The following is a 15,886-nucleotide window of genomic DNA, read 5'->3' as shown; positions in this document are numbered from 1 at the left end:
CCCGCGCTCGTCTCATCTCCGCAATCCCGGCCAGCTCCGACGAGACGAGCGCTACCGCCAAACCCCGCCGCGCAAAGGGGTCAAAATTGGACGCCGATGAGGGGTCAAATTTGAACGCCGATTGACAGTTGAGGACGTATTCGGCTACGTCTCGCGCGGCCTTCCAGGCCATTTCACTCTCATGCCCATCAACACGCACAACGATGAAGTGGTCGTATCGCTCCGAGTATTCAGCCCACTGCTTGATGGCCTTCTTTGTAAAGGCGTCGTCATCATCGGCACGCGCCTGAATAGCACCGCGATAACGCTCTTCGAACACTGCCCTCGCGAAGATCACGGCCGGGCCAATCCGGAAACTGGTCTTTGTTGCCGAGGGAGCAAAACAGACCGGAATGACGTAGGTGCCGTTAGACCGCCGGGCTTTGGTTAATCTGTCCGTAGCTCCGGCTATCACCGCACGCTCTGAGAGCTTGCGGGTCCTCATGGCTTTGGGCAGGTGAGCGAAGTGAGCTTCGATAAGGCAACGGCGAGCTGTATCCGTCGTGACTCTTCGTTGCTCCTTCGCGCGATCAAGCAGAAGCCGAGTTGCCGCCCTTAGGTGACTATTTCCTTTGGTGCTCACCCAATTGTTGGGCTCGTCGATGCCGAGAGAGACATGGTCACCCTTGAGCAGGTCGAGATACCAATCCTTTGACGCGTCCGCGCGCGCAATTCCCTTGAGCCATTCGCCGAGATAGGCGTCGACCTCTTCCTCTAGCTGCATGTGAACCTGCTCTTTGGCCCGCCACCGAATCGCCGTCGCAATTTTTGCGACAGCTGAAGCTTGGTCAATGGCGCATAGTGAGGAGCGCGGGGGAATGACCTCAGCTAGTGGTTGAGCCACCGCCATGTATGGCGCACACTGCGCCGCTGAGTGAGATTCGCGGTGTGCACTGAGATGATCGATCCCTTAACGGCCTTAGCTTTTTCAGTTTACGAGAACAAAGGCGTCTATTGCCTCCTTCTTGGGTCGGGCATTTCACGCCCTGCCCAGATCCCCACTGGCTGGGAAGTCACGCTCGATCTCGTTCAACGCGTCGCAGCCCTGCAAGGCGTTAAAGACGAGGCGGATTGGGCGGCATGGCACAAAGCAAAGTTCGGCAAAGAACCGAATTATTCAGAGTTGTTGGACCAACTCGCGAGCACGCCAGACGAACGCCGCTCGGTGTTGCACAGCTATATCGAGCCCAACGCTGAAGACATCGAGGCCGGCCGCAAAATCCCTACGCGCGCCCACCAGGCAATCGCCCGGCTGGTCGCCGCGGGCCATGTGCGTGTCATCATCACAACAAACTTCGATCGGCTGACGGAAAATGCCCTTCGCGAGAACGGCGTTGAGCCAACGGTCATTTCTTCCGATGACAGTCTGAAGGGCGCGGTGCCACTCATTCACAGCCGCTGCTACGTGGTGAAAATCCATGGCGACTACCTGGATACTCGCATCCGGAACACCGATGCTGAACTGGGCGCATACACGCAGGAACTGAATGTCTTGTTAGACCGCATTATCGACGAACACGGGCTTATCGTGTGCGGTTGGTCAGGTGATTGGGACCCTGCCCTCCGCTCGGCAATCACACGGGCTCCCAATCGCCGCTATCCGATGTTCTGGGCCACGCGGGGCAAGTTGTCCGCGGTTGCGGACACGGTGGTTGGTCACCGTGCGGGCAAGGTCGTCACCATCGAGGGCGCCGACGCATTCTTCGAGCGACTAGAGATGCTGGTGTCGGCCCAAACCGATGCCCAACGCCCCAACCCGCGGAGCGTCGACCTGCTCGTCGCCAGCGCGAAGAAGTTTCTGGCGCGACCAGAGTTTGGTATACAGCTCGATGAGCTGATCGGCGCGGAGTTGCGCCGTATCGATAGCTTTATCGTCTCAGGTGGCTTTCAGCCACTTACAGGCGACTGGCAGAGCGACTTCTTCGCGCTAGCGGTTGCGCGCTATGAAGCACAGACTGAAATACTTGCCCGCATTTTTGGTGTGTTGGGTCGATACGGAAGGGGCGATGAGTTCCGGGACGCGGTGGAAGTCATCACCAGGCTTGGGCATCGCGCCCCCGCGAGCGGATTCAACTTCCTGGTCAATCTCAGGACATACCCGGCGGTGCTGCTGCTCTATGCGTACGGAATCGCGTTGCTCAAGGCTCAGCGCTTTGCCGACCTATTCAAGCTGTTTTCGGCGTCGATCAATATTGGTCGCGACTACGCGCCCACGGTGGTATCGCACCTTCTCCTGAGCGGTTGGGAGGGCACAGAACACGATCCGTGGAATCTGCTATTCGGAAAGGAACAGCGGAGAATGGCGCTGAGCGACTATCTCCACGGCGTATTTGAAAAGTGGACGGTCGACTACCTCTTCACCAAGGGTGAGTTCACCACGTTGTACGCGCAATTTGAACTGCTGGGCACGCTTGCATACATTGGGCTGGCCAATGATAAGTCGACGCTGCAAGCAGCGCTTAAAGCTCAGAGCTATGTTCGGGCACCGATGGGCCGAGCAGTCTGGGATGGCCGCGCCGCCCGATCAATTCTTGACGGCTGGAAGGGCGAACTCCAGCCGGTGCTGCTGGAAGCCGGCTTTGCACGTGGCGACCAGGACTATCTGGCGCTGGCCATTGAAAGCGTCGTCCACCTTGCCAGCAACATGAGGTGGTAGACGACCATTTGCCCGCGGCGCCAGCGAATCGGCTAAACGACAGTGAGGAGTCGCTGCGCATGACCGATGAACCGCGCGAACACAGGCCCATAGCCCCACCCGAGACCAAGCACCCCGATGACCGGGCGCGTGTTCCGTTGGAAGCGGCGCTCGGGGTCATCCCCGGGGTGAGCAGCTTGCTGAAGCTGGTTGGGGAGTTCATGCCGACCCAGGCGCAAAAATCGCGCAGTAAATGGGAAGGCGCGATCTCGGCGCGAACGAACGAACACACCGGCCGGCTCGATGATCACGACCAGGCTCTCAATCCCACCACGACGTTGACCGGCGCAAGCGTTCAACTGGCTGTCGCCTTGGCACGTGCACCTGGCGACGGAATGGCAGGCCGTGGCCGGATGCTGACCGATCTGTGCGCACTGTTGCCGGATGTCGAGCGCAAGGCTGTTGAGCAAGCCGCGTTCGAGCTGAACTCGCATGGATTGGTTACAATCGACCGCGCGATCGGCAGAGATAATTGGTGTCTGCGGTTGACGCAGACGTTTTATGAACAGCTCGATTATCAAGTGATGGGCTGGGGATCATCGACGGCAGATGATGCCCGCATGCTCGCAAAGCTGCTGCTCGAGGACGAAGCGCGCGAATGGACGCCTACCCTTCACGCCGCCAGCGGCTGGGAGCCTCGCCGCTTCAATCCCGCGTTTAGTGCGCTATTGCGATTGATCCCTGATGAACGTATGAGCGGAGAGGTTCAGCCCAATTATCCGGCGCAAAGCTTGTGCCTGCTTCCTGAGGATCGGGCCGAGCTTCAGAAATTGATCGGATGACTCCGAGACACCACTACCGGCGGCAGTGCTGCAAGCCGCCGACTGGCCCTATGCAAACTTGGACTTCCGCGGGATATACAGCTCGGTGAGCTGCCGGTCGGTGGGGACGACGACAAGAAAGCCGATCGTCACGTCCCAGGACGGCTTGTCGCCCCAGTCCGGCCCGCGAAGCTTGCGGTCGCGCGTCGCAAAGTAAGCATGCGCACCCTTCTCGCGGAGATCCTGCAAAAGATCGTCCAGGTCCTTGGCGATACCAAGGCGGCCCGACATCGGGAAGTCGTCCAGGTCCATCAGCTCCTGCACGTAGTCGCAGAACCCGGCCGCGACTTCTTTGGCCGCATCCGAAAGGCCATCATCGATGACGAACGACATCGCGTTAACGACATCGGCAAACCGCATGGCCTCGGTCCCCGAAGTCAGCCCCTGAGCCTTGACCCGCACGCTGTCGGGATGCTGGTCGTCGAGGCTCTTCTGCTGGATGGCCTTCAGCCCGTCGAAGAACTTCAGGACCTCCTCGGCGAACTTGGGATCGTCGAACACATCCGGATTGTCGTAGCCCAGGGCCTTCGCCAGAGCGCGCCGCGACGTGATGTTGACGGTCTTGCCCGCTTCGAAGCGCTGCACAGTCCTGATGTCGACGGAGGCGTTGGCGGCCAGGGCCTCCTGGGACAGGTGCTGGGCGTCCCGGACGCAACGAGCCCAGAAGCCAAGCGTCTTCGGGTCATTGGTGGTGTTCATGTCGATCTCCTATGGCCCGAACCATAGGGCGCGATGCCTGCGCGAACACGGCAGAATGCCGACAGTTGCCCGCTAAGAGGCTGATAATACTTACGATTTTAGATCGAGCCGCGGAACCCGCCATTAACCCTACCAGCTTAGCGGCTTATCTTGAGGTTGGGATCGGGAATGCTCGATCGTCGCAGGGCTCCGGTGAACATCGGGGCCCTTTGCATTATATGGACCGCAAACTGCGGCGGCACGCACACAGCCTGAACGTTTTTTTAGGCGCATGCCGCTGAAAGTTGTGCCTGCCGCTTGACGGTCAGGTTAGAATCTTCCTCGGGGAAGCAAAGACGATGGCGAAGAGTGTAAAGGCCCTGATCAACCCGGCCATGCTTGCATGGGCGCGGGCGCAGGCCGGGTTTAGCCCGGACGAGGCCGCACGCCGTTTGCACATCGACGAGGAGCGACTGAATGCGTTTGAGCGGGGCGGCGAGGCGCCGACCTTCGCCAAGCTCCTGGACATTGCAGACCTCTACAAGCGCCCGGTAAGCCTGTTCTATCTCAAGACCCCGCCCAAGGGCTGGCAGCCCATTCAGGACTTCCGCCGCCTGCCTGGCGTTGACGAGGGGTTCTCTCCGCAGCTCAACTACGTGATCCGCTTGGCGCGAGAGCGCCGCGAAATTGCGATGACCGTGCGAGACGAGTTGAGCCAGCCGGTGCAACCGTTCGAGCTGAAAGCAACGCTGAAGACGGACGTGGAACAGCTCGGTGGGCAAATCCGCGAATACCTGGGCGTTACCGAAGCCAAGCAACAGCGATTTGGTCGCAAGGCCTTCGATAACTGGCGCATAGCTGTGGAGGCCAAAGACATCCTTGTCTTCGTCGTGCCGCGGCTGAAGATCAAAGAAATGCGCGGCACGGCCCTCGCCGAGCAGACCATGCCGGTGATCCTGATCAACGGCAAGGATCGCGGCAACGGCCGCGTGTTCACACTGCTACATGAGTTCTGCCATCTGGCGTTAAGGCAAAGCGGCGTCAGTAACATGGGGGGTGATCGGAATGACGCTCCTCACCCCGATGTCGAGAAGTTCTGCAACGCCGTCGCGGCCGCAACGCTGATGCCGCGCGACTGGTTGCTGCGCGAGACGCTGGTTACCCAGAAAGGCAGCCAGAAGAGCTGGCGTGATGACGAGTTGGAGGCGCTGGCGCTGCGCTTTGGAGTCAGCCAAGAAGCGGTACTGCGCCGCCTGCTGACGCTCGGCCGCACCACACAAGCCTTCTACGACAGCAAGCGCGTCGACTTCCAAAAGATTTACGCCCAGCTAGACGAGCAAAAAGAGCCATCCGAGGGAGGGCCCAAGTATCACTACGTGGTGCTGAGCCAGCTCGGCCGGACGTTCACCCAGCTTATTTTCCAGGGTTACCACGATCGATATTTCACGCTGCGCGACGTCGCAGGTCTTTTGAACATGAAGGTTACGACTGTTCCTGTCATGGAAAAGGCGGCCTTTGGCATGGCGGGCTAATCCGGCATGGCGAAGAAGACCTATTGCATCGACACAAGCGCGCTGATCGCAGCCTGGTACGAGCGTTACAAGCCAAACCGTTTCCCGAAACTGTGGGAACAGTTCGATCAGCTCGTGACCGACGGCAGGCTCGTATCCTCGACCTTGGTGCTCCGCGAATGCAACAAGCAGCGCTCAGAGGAATTGCACGGGTGGCTCAAGCCGCGCGAGACCATGTTTATTACGCCTGATGAGACGGTACAGCAGCAGGTCGACCACATCGTCAATACCTACACGGCGCTTGTTTCAGCGGGCAAAGAGAAGTTTCAGGCCGATCCGTTTGTCATCGCGTTGGCCAAGGCCAGCGGCTACACGGTGATCACGGAGGAAACTGGCGTCGGTAGCCTCGGCAAGATACCCGGTGTCTGCAATGCCATGAAGGTCGAGTGCATCAACCTCATGCAGCTCATCGACGAAGAAGATTGGGTGCTGGGCTAGCTAACCCTCCATGCAGACCCCGATCAGCGCCGTTACCGGCAGGAGAATTGTGCGTGCTGAACTTCGATCTATCGTGGCGGTTGATGTCACCTGGGAAGATCGCCAAGGGCGTCATCCACGATTTGACCGGTTTGATCCGGCGCGTTGCCGGCCAACACGGCAACCGGCAGCACATCGTCGAACACTACAAAGGCTACTTCGCCGATGCGGCCAACAGACCCCATCACCATAGTTCCTCGCTAAGCTGGGCTGAGACCGACCTGGGCATATACATGCACGAGGCCGGCGAGAACGCTCCGCTGTTCGTCGAGGCTTTTTTCGATGCCGGGGAGGCTCTGAAGAGGCAGTATGAAGGGATTGTGGTGCCCGATGTGACCATGATCAACCATGTGCTCAATACGCACGATGCAGGCTACGAGGGTGAACCCGCCGCAGTTGATCGCCCGCCGGGCACAGATGCCGGTCGAGATCGAGACACTGCCGCCCTCTCTGGATGCGCAGGCCCATGAAAAACTTCAGCGGTCCCTGAAGCAGTCAGAAGAGTATCTGACCGCCGGTAAGAACCGGCAGGCCGTGCAGGAAATCCTTTGGCTGCTCGAAACGGTTTCAACCGTTTTTCAAGGCCTCCCCGTTGGGGATGGCACGATCCAGGGCAAATATTTCAACAAGATTGCCGACGAGCTGAAGCTGCATCGCAAGGGACAAGTCGCAGAGCAAGCCATTAATTGGATGAAGACGCTCCACGGTTACTTGTCGTCACCCACAGGTGGCGGCGTGCGGCATGGCGCGACCCTGACGGCCGAAGGCGAGCTTTCGTCACACGAAACTAGGCTGATCTGCAATTTGATCCGCAGCTACTTGTCATTCCTGCTTGATGAATACGACCAGTTCGCCAAGTAGGCGCCACGATCGCTGTAAGCGAATGCGCTATGCGGCAAACCCTCTGTGCAGGTAGCCGCGCTTTCGCTTCTGCGCCCACTTCGAGATCAAGGCGATATCGGCCTGGCCTCGGGACGAGTACGTTTCAATACGAACAGTGCCAGCACGCCCAATGCGTCCCCATTCTCGTACGAGGGAACATTCGCCAAACAACGTCGGCTGGATGTCCAGTTTGTAAAGCCGTGCCACGTTACGGTGCATATCGACCCGAGTAACGATAATTGCGGTCATGCGACCTCGTCTTCTTCCTTTGCTGTATGTAAGGCGCGCGACACAGTGGCTGCACTGCATCCGAGAAGTGCGCCAATCTCCCGCAGCCCCCGCCCTTCGCCTTGCAGATCCCGGGCATGCGCGGTCTGCTCCTTGCTCAGCTTCGGCTCGGGCCCGAACCGTCGGCCCTGAGCTTTCGCCCGCTCCCTCCCTTCCTTGGTCCGCGACAGGGTAAAGGCGCGGTCGAGCTGGGCGAATACGGAAAGCATGGTCAGCATCGCTGCTGCCTGCGGTGTGTTCGTATTGGCCCGAGGCTCTGCAAGGGATTCGAACGTCGCTCCCCTCGCCTCGATCTCGTGCACGATATTGAGAAGGTCGCGCGCTGCGCGCGCCAGACGGTCGATGCGGGTAACGGCGAGCACGTCGCCCTGGTCGAGCGCTGCGATGGCACGGACAAGCTGTGGCCGATCAGCCCTCACCCCGCTCATCTTTTCGCTGAAGACCTTGACGGCGCCGGCCGCTTTTAGCGCGTCAACTTGCGCAGCATGATCCTGCTCGGTGGTAGAGACGCACGCATAGCATGTATTTCAACACTGCCAACTTGCAACAGACATATGCAACAGTCAAAGCCGCTGCGCAGACTGATGATCACCAGTGTTGCATTTGTTTTGATTCCTGAAACACAATAGCTCTATGAGCATTCTGAAACCTATCGACGTCTGGGACATCGACACCTTCGACGAAGAGCTGCGCGCGAAACTGCGCCGGGAAGAGTCGTTGATCCGCGATTATCTCACGACATCGCGCCGGCAGTTCCTGGAGCGTGAGGCCTCGGACCACCGCATGCCTCACCCCCAGAATCCCCATGCGGCGGACTACATCGCCTTCACCGAGGAGGTAGGCCGCGACATGGAAAGCCGCACCATTCGAGCCTGGCATTACGCACGCCTGGTCGATGAGGAGGTCCGCGCCATGCGAGAAGGAGGCATTTATACCGGGACGCTTGATACCCTGCGGCGCAGGCTGGACGCGCAGGTAACGGCCGGGGCGCTCTCCCCAGCCGACGCGGAAAAACTGTACAAGGCAAGCCCCTGCCACCATCCGGAACAGCAACCTGGCCGGCTCGGCAAGTTCTGGATGGCATCAGAGCCAATACGCGCGGATGACGACGGTGTGGAGCCGCTGCTGGAGAATTGGGGAGGCGAATCTACATACTTCTGGCTGAAAGATGAGAGGCTGAAGGCGCTCGTCGCAACCATCGGCCAGCCCCGTATCCTTGAGGTGGCCGTCCCCCTCGCCAAGACAACGCATTCATATTCCGCCGGCCGCGCGGTCATCGGCGCATTCGCGCGCACCCTCGGCTGTCGTCCTGACCGCGAAGGATTCGACCTCTATACCCTGGAGCCGTTAGAACTAGCCGCCATTCTCGCGGTCCACACCGAGGGCGAGCCGAAGTTTAAGAAGGTCGGTAGGGGCTACCCGACCACCTTCAAGGCCGCTTGTAGCGGCAGGTAACATCTGAGTTGAAACAGGCCCTATTTATAAGCGGGCATCGGCTTTTCCGTTCTCGATCGGCGAAAATATTTCTCGCGAGATTCCGCCGAATTCGACCGAGCGGCACATAGCATCCCCTAAATAATCGGAACGGTCGGTGATCGTCTCCCTTGATTTGAGGCCCAAATCTTCACGACCAAAGGAGTTAAACGTGCATACGTTAGCTTATGGTCTGGTGACCTTGGGTTACCTGATTCTCTTCATCCTGAGCCTGGGTTCCTGATACCAGGTCGCAGGGCAGTTTCGACTGCCCTGCCCTAGCTTCCGCTCAGCCGAATTTCTTCCATGCGCTCATGAATTCGACTGAACAGACCCGCAGTCATGCCCAGGAACAACTTCAGCTCGGCCGGGACGAACCGCAAGTCACGTATCGACTGAATGCTGCGGATCACTCCCTTGAGCGGCTTCACGCTAATGGTCGACGCATCGGAATGCGCGTACTCCTGGTTTCTCAGCTTCAGCAGTCGCTGGTGAAACGCGGCCTCCTTATCGTCGTATTGCAGCAACCTCTTTGGGAAATCGATATTTCCCCGCCCGGCAGCGAATGGCCGAGCGTAAGCAACGATCAGTGTCGTGGTAAAAGCGGTCTGCTGGATCGGTACGCTACCGCGCCTTGTGAACGAATAGCCGTGCCAACCCTTCTTGAGGATGTATTGCGCGCACGCCGTGGCCGTACCGATGTCATTGGCAGACGCATAGAGTTTCTCGTAAAGCGCACGGTCTCGCGGCGATAGGTTAGCTTCTTCCGGCATCTTCACCCGCCCTACCCGTTAAGCGACGCGCTTCGGCCGCCTTGACCTTAACGATCATCGCGGTTTCGATCTGCTTCCGTCGTTTCCCATAATGGACCTCCCGGTGATCGTGTGGGCAGATGGCGATGACATTCGTCATGAGATCAGCGCCCTGGTTCGCCAGCGCCAAGATGTGATGACACTCCAAATACCGCGATCCATCGGCGCATTGGAAACCGAGCTTTCCGCAGTATTCACACCTGCCGCCGGCACGCTGCTTGACTGCCGAGCGAACTCGAGGATCACGCGCGTAGCGTTTCCCGGTGAAGGCCGTGTAGGCCGGAGCATCCGTGCCCAGGTCGTCAATGGCGTCCGTGTACGCCGCGGTGCCAACCCCTGCCAACTGCAACCTTCGCTTACCCGCCGGCATCAACGTAGCCAAGTACGGCCAGGCCTTGCGGTTGCTGATGCCCTTCAGTCTCTCCAGGGCATCGCCAATGGCCTTGATGTCAGCCGTGGTGAAAGTGTGGTTCTGCGACCGCATAATGATGGCATTGCGAATTTCGGGCTCGACGTCAGCCCATGCATCGGGATTGACGCGAAGATCGGCGGTTAGCACTGTGGTCAACGCCAACAGCGGAACCTCTGCGAGGGCAGCGGCGGCATCCAGCAAGTCGCAAACCTGCGCGACAGTGCGGGCATTGTTCTTGGGGCGTCCGAGCTTTTGGGCAGCTATTTGATAGGTCAGTCGCTGGCGCGATTTGGCGGCTGCAGCGACGATCGGCAGAAGCCTCTTCGCTTCCTCGTACTGCGTGGTCAAAGCGCCCTCCCAGACGGAAACTGCTTCTCGATGATCTTTGGCCAATCGGGCATTTCGGGACAGCTCGTCTCCCAGCAGACAAACAGCTGGGCGAGTTCTTCGCCGATCAGCATCTCACCTATGTTCTTGCCATTGAGCGTCAGCCGGCCGCACTTCCTGCCGTAGTTGCACTTCTTGATCCCGATGGTCTTTGCCGGGCACGAGCAAACTACCTCCACCAAGTCGACCGGACCGCTATGGAGCAGTTCAGTGAAGCGCTCCTTTGCGACCATCGCCAGAGCCCGCTCATCTGCGGTCACCTTCCGGCGGCGCGTCTTGATTTCCGGGGTGTCATAGCCAACCAGGCGGTACCGATAGCTCCCGATCTCGATGGTGTCACCATCCACGACTGTGATGGCATCGACGCTGACGGGCTCCGCCCGGACACTCAGCGTCGAGAATAAGATCGCTGCAAAGATCAGCGTGAAACACTTCATGCCCTGCCCCAATTCGCCCGCCGGGTTATCAACACCCGCGAGAGACAGTAGCGCGGTCCTGTTCCAATCCCAATCCGTGGCGCTGTTTGCCAAGCGGATTTTCCGGCCCCTTCATACGCCATGCCCTGGCGCCGCAAACCCTCGATGATGCGCCGCAGCTTTTTGATGGCGTCGATCATGGCCGGCAGATTTCCAGCTTGTTCGCTGCTGGGTCGACGCGAACCGAATTGTACGTCGCTGGGCCACAGACTTCATTGCCGGAGTTGGAAAGCGCCATGGCTGCGCATACCATTACCTAGCTCAGGAATAGCTGGTTCAAGCCTGAAGTCACGTCTATCTCGTCCGCTCATCGCTTCGTGTTTTATCACGCCGCTCCGTATTGACTCCTAGCTCCGTACTGCCACGTCGTGTATTGGCAAGTTCCGAAAGCTCGTTCTTCAGCGCATGCTGGCGAGTTTCGACAGCGGGCATGTCGTTAACGAACTGCCGAACCTGACGGGCGAGTTCGTGATCAGTTGCCGCTCCAGAGTGCTGTAGCTCGGCGGCATACTCGAGATAACGCCGCCTGATTGCCTCCTGACGGGACTTAATCTGTTCATCCCAAGGATGTTTTGCAGTCCTGCCACCCCTCACCTCCGAGAGCACCTCCTTTCGGGCGAGCTGATCAACATTGGGCGTGATCTTTCGCTTGCGCAACGCGAGCACCGCCCCGCGATCAGCCTTTCGAACCCGTCCGCGCGTTCGCCGCGGCGTTGCCTCCGCGGCGATGCCGCGAAGCCGGAGTTCGCCGGCAAACCGTTCCCGCCAGGCCTGAAGATCCGCTTTGCGAGGATTGAGGCGCTTGCCGTCATGGCCAAGAGACCGAACGGTCAAGTGCACGTGGGGATGCTTGTCGTCGAGGTGCTGGACGAAGACGTAGTCGTGATTATCCCCGAATGTCTCGATGGCAAAAGCCCTGGCTGAATCCTTGACGGCGACGGCATCGGTGCCAGCCGGCATCGACAGAATGATGTTGATCGAAAGTGATCCATCGCGGCGGCGCTTGTCGTCGAGACCGGCATCATCCTCCCAGCGCTGCTGCAGATCTTTCAAGCCGGAACGCCCCGCCAGCGTCGCGCCCTGTTCTGTTTCCGCATCGAGTTCCCCGTTTCGCGTGATGTATGCGAGGTGCGACTTGAGATGCGCCACGCCCTTGGTGCGCCCGGTGATCTTGACCATCACCTCTGGTGCTCGGCGCACAATGCGTTCGAGCTTTGCACGCATCGCCGGCGTGAGGCGGCTGGGAGCGGCCGGATCGGGGATATCCCACTCGGCCTGGCGCGGGCGCCGGTTGGGCGTTTCCCAGACATACGAAATCGGCGGAAGTTCAGAGGCCAGGTCAGTCGGCCGCCGCGGGCGCCGGCTCATCGCCGTCCATCCCAATAATCCGCGTTGCCGTGCAGCGCATTACGTAGTCGCGCGAGCTCTGTTTCAATGACCAATTTGGCTTCTCGAATTGCGGGTAGATCGGTCTCAACCGCCCTGCCCTGCAGCACACTGGTGTTTGCGGCCCGCGCGATCTGGTTAATGTTGCCACCGATCCGGTTGAGTTCGCGAACGATCGCGCGAAGCTCGTCATGCTCGTTCGGGGAATGCTGCACGGGCGACCCTAATCGCGAGCGAACCAGGGCGACGATCCAGCCCGTTCGCGTCATGCCGCGCTGATGCGAAACTTCCGCGAGCTGCCGCATCTCGCTCTCGCGAAATCGCACCGTCACCTTCTCCGGCCGTCCGACGGGCAACGTTAAGATGCGCGGCTCTGGTGCAGCAAGTGCATCAGCAATGAGACGCCGCAGCAGCGCGGACTTACCGCCCTGGGTAGCTGCAAGAACTGAGAACTCCGCCGCGACTTCGTCGGAGACGCGAAGCGAGATCAGAGCCATGTTCTCCAATCCCAATCGCGCTGTAATACATCGCTGGCGCGAAGCCTATCCTGCACTAGAAAGTGCGAATCCCTCCACCCCCTCCATGTTGGTTCAAACCATCGGGCTCGGCGGTAAAGGCTCGGCAGTTGCTGCAGCTGAGATCCAACACAGTCGACGATCGATGAGGAGAGTTCTTCCGGGAATGACGCAGCCGTCACCCCGAATGCCTGTACTCCACGAAGACCGCGCGCGCAGATTCGCAACATTAGCACTGAATATGTGGACCGCGGCTTTCCAGCAGCCTCCGGCCTCTCTACAGCGCTGTGGGGGGCGCGTTCGGCCTCCGGCTGCTGCGCTAACGCGCCATCCTTCGGATGGGAAATCCGCTCCGCCGGCGCATCAACCGGAACAGTGTTTCTGAGGAGGCTGTTGAGCAGCTTCATGCCGATAGGATCTCTTCGATTGTGATGGTCGATGCTGGAACCTCTTCTGCTTCCTCCGCGCCATCGATCAGCAGCACGGCATGGTGTGAGCCCTGAGACGCGAGTCGATCGATTAGGAGACAGCCCGTGCGATCTTGGTGACGCACTCTGATCGTCAGCGATGTCCTCATTCGCTCGTTCCGATCGTCCGAAGAGTTGAGGCGCTTTTCCGCGGCCGCCGTTGCACGGTCTCTCGCCATGGGTCGCAATGCCGATTGGGGTGCGATCCGCCTACGTGCTGGTTGAGCTCCAGGGGCACCTTCGCCATCAGCAGGGGAGCCGCGGACTTTCGTGCGAACTTCGCGGGCCAGTCGGCGGGCGTGTGCGTCGGTGAAGCTTTCCTGTGCTGCGCATAAGGTCTCGACGGCGTCCGGCTGCTCACGCCAAGCCTGGTAGAGCTCATACACAGCACGGATTGAAGAGCCGGCAAGCTTCGACCGAAGGAACTCCGGCATATTCTGGACCGACGAGTAGCGAGACACCCAGTCCCTGGGCTTCCCGAGCTTGCGCGAGATGTCGGCTTGGTTCTCACCCTGCTCCAGGCGGTCCGCGATGAACGCCGCAATTTCGGGGGCATTGAGGTCATCGCGCTGGATATTCTCGATCATCTGAACATAGCGATCCGCAGAACCAGCGGCATGAACGAAAGCCGGCAAATCACGGAGCCCGGCGCGCTTAGCAGCACGATACCGCCTCGCGCCCATGACGATCACGTACCGGCCTTCCTCGGTCGCTTGCCGCAGCACGATCGGTTGCAGCACTCCATGCTGAAGGACCGATTGCGCAAGCTCGTCGAGCTTCTGTTCGTCGAAGCTGCGACGGGGCTGGTCCGGATCTTCGTCGATACGGTCGATAGAGATGCACGTCGGTTGCCCGATTGTGGCGGCACCATCTTCTGCGACCGCGATGAGCTGCTTGAAGCTGAGATCAAGCGCCATGGGCCGACTCGTCCATCTGCGCGACGATCTTGGCGAGAACATCGCGGATTTCCCGACCGGCCTCCTGCGCAGAGCGGCGCTTCAGCTTCCAGACCGGCAGGCGTTCCGCGACGGCTTCAGCATAGCCGTCCCTTGCAACGATCTGGCCTGGGAATACATATTTGCCAGCCTCGCGCAAAAGTTGCTCAAGATGCATCCTTTGACGCGGCGATTTCGTGTTGAAGTTCGAGGGCAGCAGCCCAAGGAACTTCGTATCCTGGCGGCCATAGCGCCTCTGCACGCCGATAACGGTCTGCATCAGACCTTTGACGCCCTTGATCGAATAGTCCTCCAGATAGATAGGGGCCAGCACATGCGATGCCGCAACCAAACAGCCGACACTGCGAAGTCCAAGTGAAGGCGGCGTATCGATGACGCAGGCATCGAACTGATCCGACGCGATGGCGAGGTTCTTTTGCAGAGTCGTTATGGCGGCCGCATCGCTTCGATCGAGATCAGTCAGTGAGCTATCGGCCGGCGCAAGCGTTAGGCTTTCGTCGTCTCTGGGTACGACCCGCATTCCCGGTTTAAACAAATCCGCGGCTAACGTTGAACCTGCGTAGTGCCTCAGCGTATCCGACGCATTGCTCTGCGCATCAACGTCGATCACGAGAACGCGGAGATTCGTTTCCGCCATGAACCAAGCCAAATGCACAGCGAGGGTCGTCTTGCCGACCCCGCCCTTTTGATTGTTGATGACGATGGTCTTCATATTAAGATCCGAAATGGGTCTGAGGGCGCGAGAGGCATATCCTCGTCCGTCATGACAAGGGGATGTTGGTTTGAACCAACAGCGACTGCGAATCCGATCGTGGGAACGATCCCCAAATTCTTCCGGCGAATCCCCTGCCAGAAGAGTCAGGTCAGTACATCGCCATCGGGAGGAACAAATTCTGGCAAGCGCGGCTGGGACCGTGCTCGTTGCTGGACCACTGCTGTCGACACGGTCGCGAGAGGATCGTCACGCGAATGCGCGGAGACCGCTTGCGGGCTCCGGGAGCGCTGCCCGGCGGCGCGAGTAACGACAGTGCATCGTAAGATGCAAGACGAGGGGGCTTATGCCCCCTCCTCGGCTGCGAGCGCTTCGTTGCGTTGGCGGATGAGTTCGGCCAGTTCGACTTCGAGCGACTTGCGCTCCGCCGGCGTGAATACGCATCCGCGCAGCTCGGCGCGAACCTCTTCAATGGTGTCGATGGTCATGATCGCATCTCCAGTCGAAGGGAGTGGGCCCCGCCTTGCGGCGGAGCCCACTGGCTGAGCCTCAGTCCCGGTTCGGCCGGGACCAGATCAGCTGGAGACCTTCCGCACCTTCGACCTCGGTCAGGGTGGCGTAAATCGGAGCGGGGAAGCTCGGATCGTCCAGCTTAACGGAGAGGTAGTCGCGCTCGGTGTCCTTGGCGGTCTTCTGCCAGGCAGCACCCAGTTCGACGTTATGCGGTGCACCGCATAACGTAGATTATGCGTAGCGCGGGATTATGCGGAGTCGTTGGCTGGTGGCCGCGGTTTTCAAGGGCTTTTGTGGCGGCGACACTCCGCATAATCCCGTGGAGA

At 59.6% G+C, this 15,886-nt stretch carries 17 protein-coding genes and 3 pseudogenes; 8 read left to right on the top strand and 12 right to left on the bottom strand.

Features of this window, described 5'->3' with window-relative positions; genetic code table 11:
* The 3 genes and pseudogenes from G8O24_RS45460 to G8O24_RS41125 form a co-directional block, all read left to right on the top strand.
* Nucleotides 1-125: pseudogene (locus tag G8O24_RS45460) on the top strand (IS21-like element helper ATPase IstB); the annotation flags it as partial.
* Between the two features lie 812 nt (nucleotides 126-937).
* On the top strand, nucleotides 938-2,695 hold the full coding sequence (locus tag G8O24_RS41130; RefSeq protein ID WP_188108201.1) for an SIR2 family protein: 1,758 nt from the start codon (nucleotides 938-940) through the stop codon (nucleotides 2,693-2,695).
* A gap of 59 nt (nucleotides 2,696-2,754) precedes the next feature.
* On the top strand, nucleotides 2,755-3,516 hold the full coding sequence (locus G8O24_RS41125) for a hypothetical protein (protein ID WP_188108200.1): 762 nt from the start codon (nucleotides 2,755-2,757) through the stop codon (nucleotides 3,514-3,516).
* A gap of 48 nt (nucleotides 3,517-3,564) precedes the next feature.
* Here G8O24_RS41125 and G8O24_RS41120 read toward each other — a convergent pair whose 3' ends face one another.
* Nucleotides 3,565-4,254: a helix-turn-helix domain-containing protein gene (locus G8O24_RS41120; RefSeq protein ID WP_188108199.1), complete on the bottom strand. Its 690-nt coding sequence runs from the start codon at nucleotides 4,252-4,254 to the stop codon at nucleotides 3,565-3,567.
* Nucleotides 4,255-4,592: 338 nt separating this feature from the next.
* Here G8O24_RS41120 and G8O24_RS41115 point away from each other — a divergent pair, with 338 nt between their 5' ends.
* The 4 genes from G8O24_RS41115 to G8O24_RS41100 are packed head-to-tail and all read left to right on the top strand — an operon-like array spanning nucleotide 4,593 to nucleotide 7,142.
* Nucleotides 4,593-5,765: an ImmA/IrrE family metallo-endopeptidase gene (locus G8O24_RS41115; protein WP_188108198.1), complete on the top strand. Its 1,173-nt coding sequence runs from the start codon at nucleotides 4,593-4,595 to the stop codon at nucleotides 5,763-5,765.
* Between the two features lie 6 nt (nucleotides 5,766-5,771).
* Entirely contained in the window at nucleotides 5,772-6,242 is a 471-nt protein-coding gene (locus G8O24_RS41110; protein WP_188108197.1) for a DUF4411 family protein, read from the top strand.
* A 53-nt stretch (nucleotides 6,243-6,295) separates the two neighbouring features.
* Nucleotides 6,296-6,751 (top strand): hypothetical protein, encoded by a 456-nt coding sequence (locus G8O24_RS41105; RefSeq protein WP_188108196.1) that lies wholly within the window; start codon nucleotides 6,296-6,298, stop codon nucleotides 6,749-6,751.
* Nucleotides 6,699-7,142, top strand: a complete 444-nt coding sequence (locus G8O24_RS41100) for a hypothetical protein (protein ID WP_188108195.1) — start codon at nucleotides 6,699-6,701, stop codon at nucleotides 7,140-7,142. The genes G8O24_RS41105 and G8O24_RS41100 overlap by 53 nt, the downstream gene beginning before the upstream one ends.
* A gap of 27 nt (nucleotides 7,143-7,169) precedes the next feature.
* Here the strand turns inward: G8O24_RS41100 and G8O24_RS41095 are convergent, their stop codons facing one another.
* Together G8O24_RS41095 and G8O24_RS41090 are read right to left on the bottom strand one after the other, a co-directional pair.
* Nucleotides 7,170-7,412 carry a WGR domain-containing protein gene (locus G8O24_RS41095; RefSeq protein ID WP_188108194.1) on the bottom strand — a complete coding sequence of 81 codons (243 nt, stop codon included), beginning with the start codon at nucleotides 7,410-7,412 and terminating at the stop codon, nucleotides 7,170-7,172.
* A pseudogene (locus tag G8O24_RS41090) lies at nucleotides 7,409-7,960 on the bottom strand (recombinase family protein); the annotation flags it as partial. The gene G8O24_RS41095 and the pseudogene G8O24_RS41090, both read right to left, overlap by 4 nt.
* A gap of 124 nt (nucleotides 7,961-8,084) precedes the next feature.
* Here G8O24_RS41090 and G8O24_RS41085 point away from each other — a divergent pair.
* A complete protein-coding gene (locus tag G8O24_RS41085; RefSeq protein WP_188108193.1) occupies nucleotides 8,085-8,906 on the top strand; it encodes a hypothetical protein in 822 nt (273 codons plus the stop codon).
* Between the two features lie 296 nt (nucleotides 8,907-9,202).
* On the opposite strand, the gene G8O24_RS41080 is transcribed toward G8O24_RS41085, so the two are convergent.
* The 9 genes and pseudogenes from G8O24_RS41080 to G8O24_RS43965 form a co-directional block, all read right to left on the bottom strand.
* Nucleotides 9,203-9,697 carry a hypothetical protein gene (locus tag G8O24_RS41080; RefSeq protein ID WP_188108192.1) on the bottom strand — a complete coding sequence of 165 codons (495 nt, stop codon included), beginning with the start codon at nucleotides 9,695-9,697 and terminating at the stop codon, nucleotides 9,203-9,205.
* Nucleotides 9,681-10,496, bottom strand: coding sequence for an HNH endonuclease (locus tag G8O24_RS41075; RefSeq protein ID WP_188108191.1), 816 nt, complete (start codon nucleotides 10,494-10,496; stop codon nucleotides 9,681-9,683). Before G8O24_RS41075 ends, G8O24_RS41080 begins: the two co-directional genes overlap by 17 nt.
* Nucleotides 10,493-11,065 carry a thermonuclease family protein gene (locus G8O24_RS41070; RefSeq protein WP_188108190.1) on the bottom strand — a complete coding sequence of 191 codons (573 nt, stop codon included), beginning with the start codon at nucleotides 11,063-11,065 and terminating at the stop codon, nucleotides 10,493-10,495. The genes G8O24_RS41075 and G8O24_RS41070 overlap by 4 nt, the downstream gene beginning before the upstream one ends.
* A gap of 240 nt (nucleotides 11,066-11,305) precedes the next feature.
* Nucleotides 11,306-12,379, bottom strand: a complete 1,074-nt coding sequence (locus tag G8O24_RS41065) for a relaxase/mobilization nuclease domain-containing protein (protein WP_188108189.1) — start codon at nucleotides 12,377-12,379, stop codon at nucleotides 11,306-11,308.
* Complete coding sequence (locus G8O24_RS41060) at nucleotides 12,376-12,894, bottom strand: plasmid mobilization protein (RefSeq protein WP_188108188.1); 519 nt, start codon at nucleotides 12,892-12,894, stop codon at nucleotides 12,376-12,378. Before G8O24_RS41060 ends, G8O24_RS41065 begins: the two co-directional genes overlap by 4 nt.
* A gap of 421 nt (nucleotides 12,895-13,315) precedes the next feature.
* On the bottom strand, nucleotides 13,316-14,296 hold the full coding sequence (locus tag G8O24_RS41055) for a ParB/RepB/Spo0J family partition protein (RefSeq protein ID WP_188108187.1): 981 nt from the start codon (nucleotides 14,294-14,296) through the stop codon (nucleotides 13,316-13,318).
* On the bottom strand, nucleotides 14,286-15,047 hold the full coding sequence (locus G8O24_RS41050; RefSeq protein WP_188108186.1) for a ParA family protein: 762 nt from the start codon (nucleotides 15,045-15,047) through the stop codon (nucleotides 14,286-14,288). The genes G8O24_RS41055 and G8O24_RS41050 overlap by 11 nt, the downstream gene beginning before the upstream one ends.
* A 344-nt stretch (nucleotides 15,048-15,391) precedes the next feature.
* Complete coding sequence (locus G8O24_RS41045) at nucleotides 15,392-15,535, bottom strand: hypothetical protein (RefSeq protein WP_188108185.1); 144 nt, start codon at nucleotides 15,533-15,535, stop codon at nucleotides 15,392-15,394.
* A gap of 61 nt (nucleotides 15,536-15,596) precedes the next feature.
* Nucleotides 15,597-15,767 (bottom strand): annotated as a pseudogene (locus G8O24_RS43965) (DUF736 domain-containing protein); the annotation flags it as partial.
* Nucleotides 15,768-15,886 lie beyond the last annotated feature (119 nt).

The sequence above is a fragment of the Bradyrhizobium campsiandrae genome (genome assembly GCF_014529705.1).
Taxonomy (GTDB): domain Bacteria; phylum Pseudomonadota; class Alphaproteobacteria; order Rhizobiales; family Xanthobacteraceae; genus Bradyrhizobium; species Bradyrhizobium campsiandrae.
The sequence above is the reverse complement of the archived record's forward strand: the minus strand, read 5'-3'. Positions and strand labels throughout refer to the sequence as shown.

What these genes read in the sequence shown, in the direction of transcription:
- G8O24_RS41065 (WP_188108189.1), bottom strand. Translation starts at nt 12,379, where the DNA reads ATGAGCCGGCGCCCGCGGCGGCCGACTGACCTGGCCTCTGAACTTCCG.
- G8O24_RS41130 (WP_188108201.1), top strand. Translation starts at nt 938, where the DNA reads ATGATCGATCCCTTAACGGCCTTAGCTTTTTCAGTTTACGAGAACAAA.
- G8O24_RS41060 (WP_188108188.1), bottom strand. Translation starts at nt 12,894, where the DNA reads ATGGCTCTGATCTCGCTTCGCGTCTCCGACGAAGTCGCGGCGGAGTTC.
- G8O24_RS41080 (WP_188108192.1), bottom strand. Translation starts at nt 9,697, where the DNA reads ATGCCGGAAGAAGCTAACCTATCGCCGCGAGACCGTGCGCTTTACGAG.
- G8O24_RS41120 (WP_188108199.1), bottom strand. Translation starts at nt 4,254, where the DNA reads ATGAACACCACCAATGACCCGAAGACGCTTGGCTTCTGGGCTCGTTGC.
- G8O24_RS41045 (WP_188108185.1), bottom strand. Translation starts at nt 15,535, where the DNA reads ATGACCATCGACACCATTGAAGAGGTTCGCGCCGAGCTGCGCGGATGC.
- G8O24_RS41055 (WP_188108187.1), bottom strand. Translation starts at nt 14,296, where the DNA reads ATGGCGCTTGATCTCAGCTTCAAGCAGCTCATCGCGGTCGCAGAAGAT.
- G8O24_RS41095 (WP_188108194.1), bottom strand. Translation starts at nt 7,412, where the DNA reads ATGACCGCAATTATCGTTACTCGGGTCGATATGCACCGTAACGTGGCA.
- G8O24_RS41125 (WP_188108200.1), top strand. Translation starts at nt 2,755, where the DNA reads ATGACCGATGAACCGCGCGAACACAGGCCCATAGCCCCACCCGAGACC.
- G8O24_RS41050 (WP_188108186.1), bottom strand. Translation starts at nt 15,047, where the DNA reads ATGAAGACCATCGTCATCAACAATCAAAAGGGCGGGGTCGGCAAGACG.
- G8O24_RS41110 (WP_188108197.1), top strand. Translation starts at nt 5,772, where the DNA reads ATGGCGAAGAAGACCTATTGCATCGACACAAGCGCGCTGATCGCAGCC.
- G8O24_RS41115 (WP_188108198.1), top strand. Translation starts at nt 4,593, where the DNA reads ATGGCGAAGAGTGTAAAGGCCCTGATCAACCCGGCCATGCTTGCATGG.
- G8O24_RS41100 (WP_188108195.1), top strand. Translation starts at nt 6,699, where the DNA reads ATGCCGGTCGAGATCGAGACACTGCCGCCCTCTCTGGATGCGCAGGCC.
- G8O24_RS41085 (WP_188108193.1), top strand. Translation starts at nt 8,085, where the DNA reads ATGAGCATTCTGAAACCTATCGACGTCTGGGACATCGACACCTTCGAC.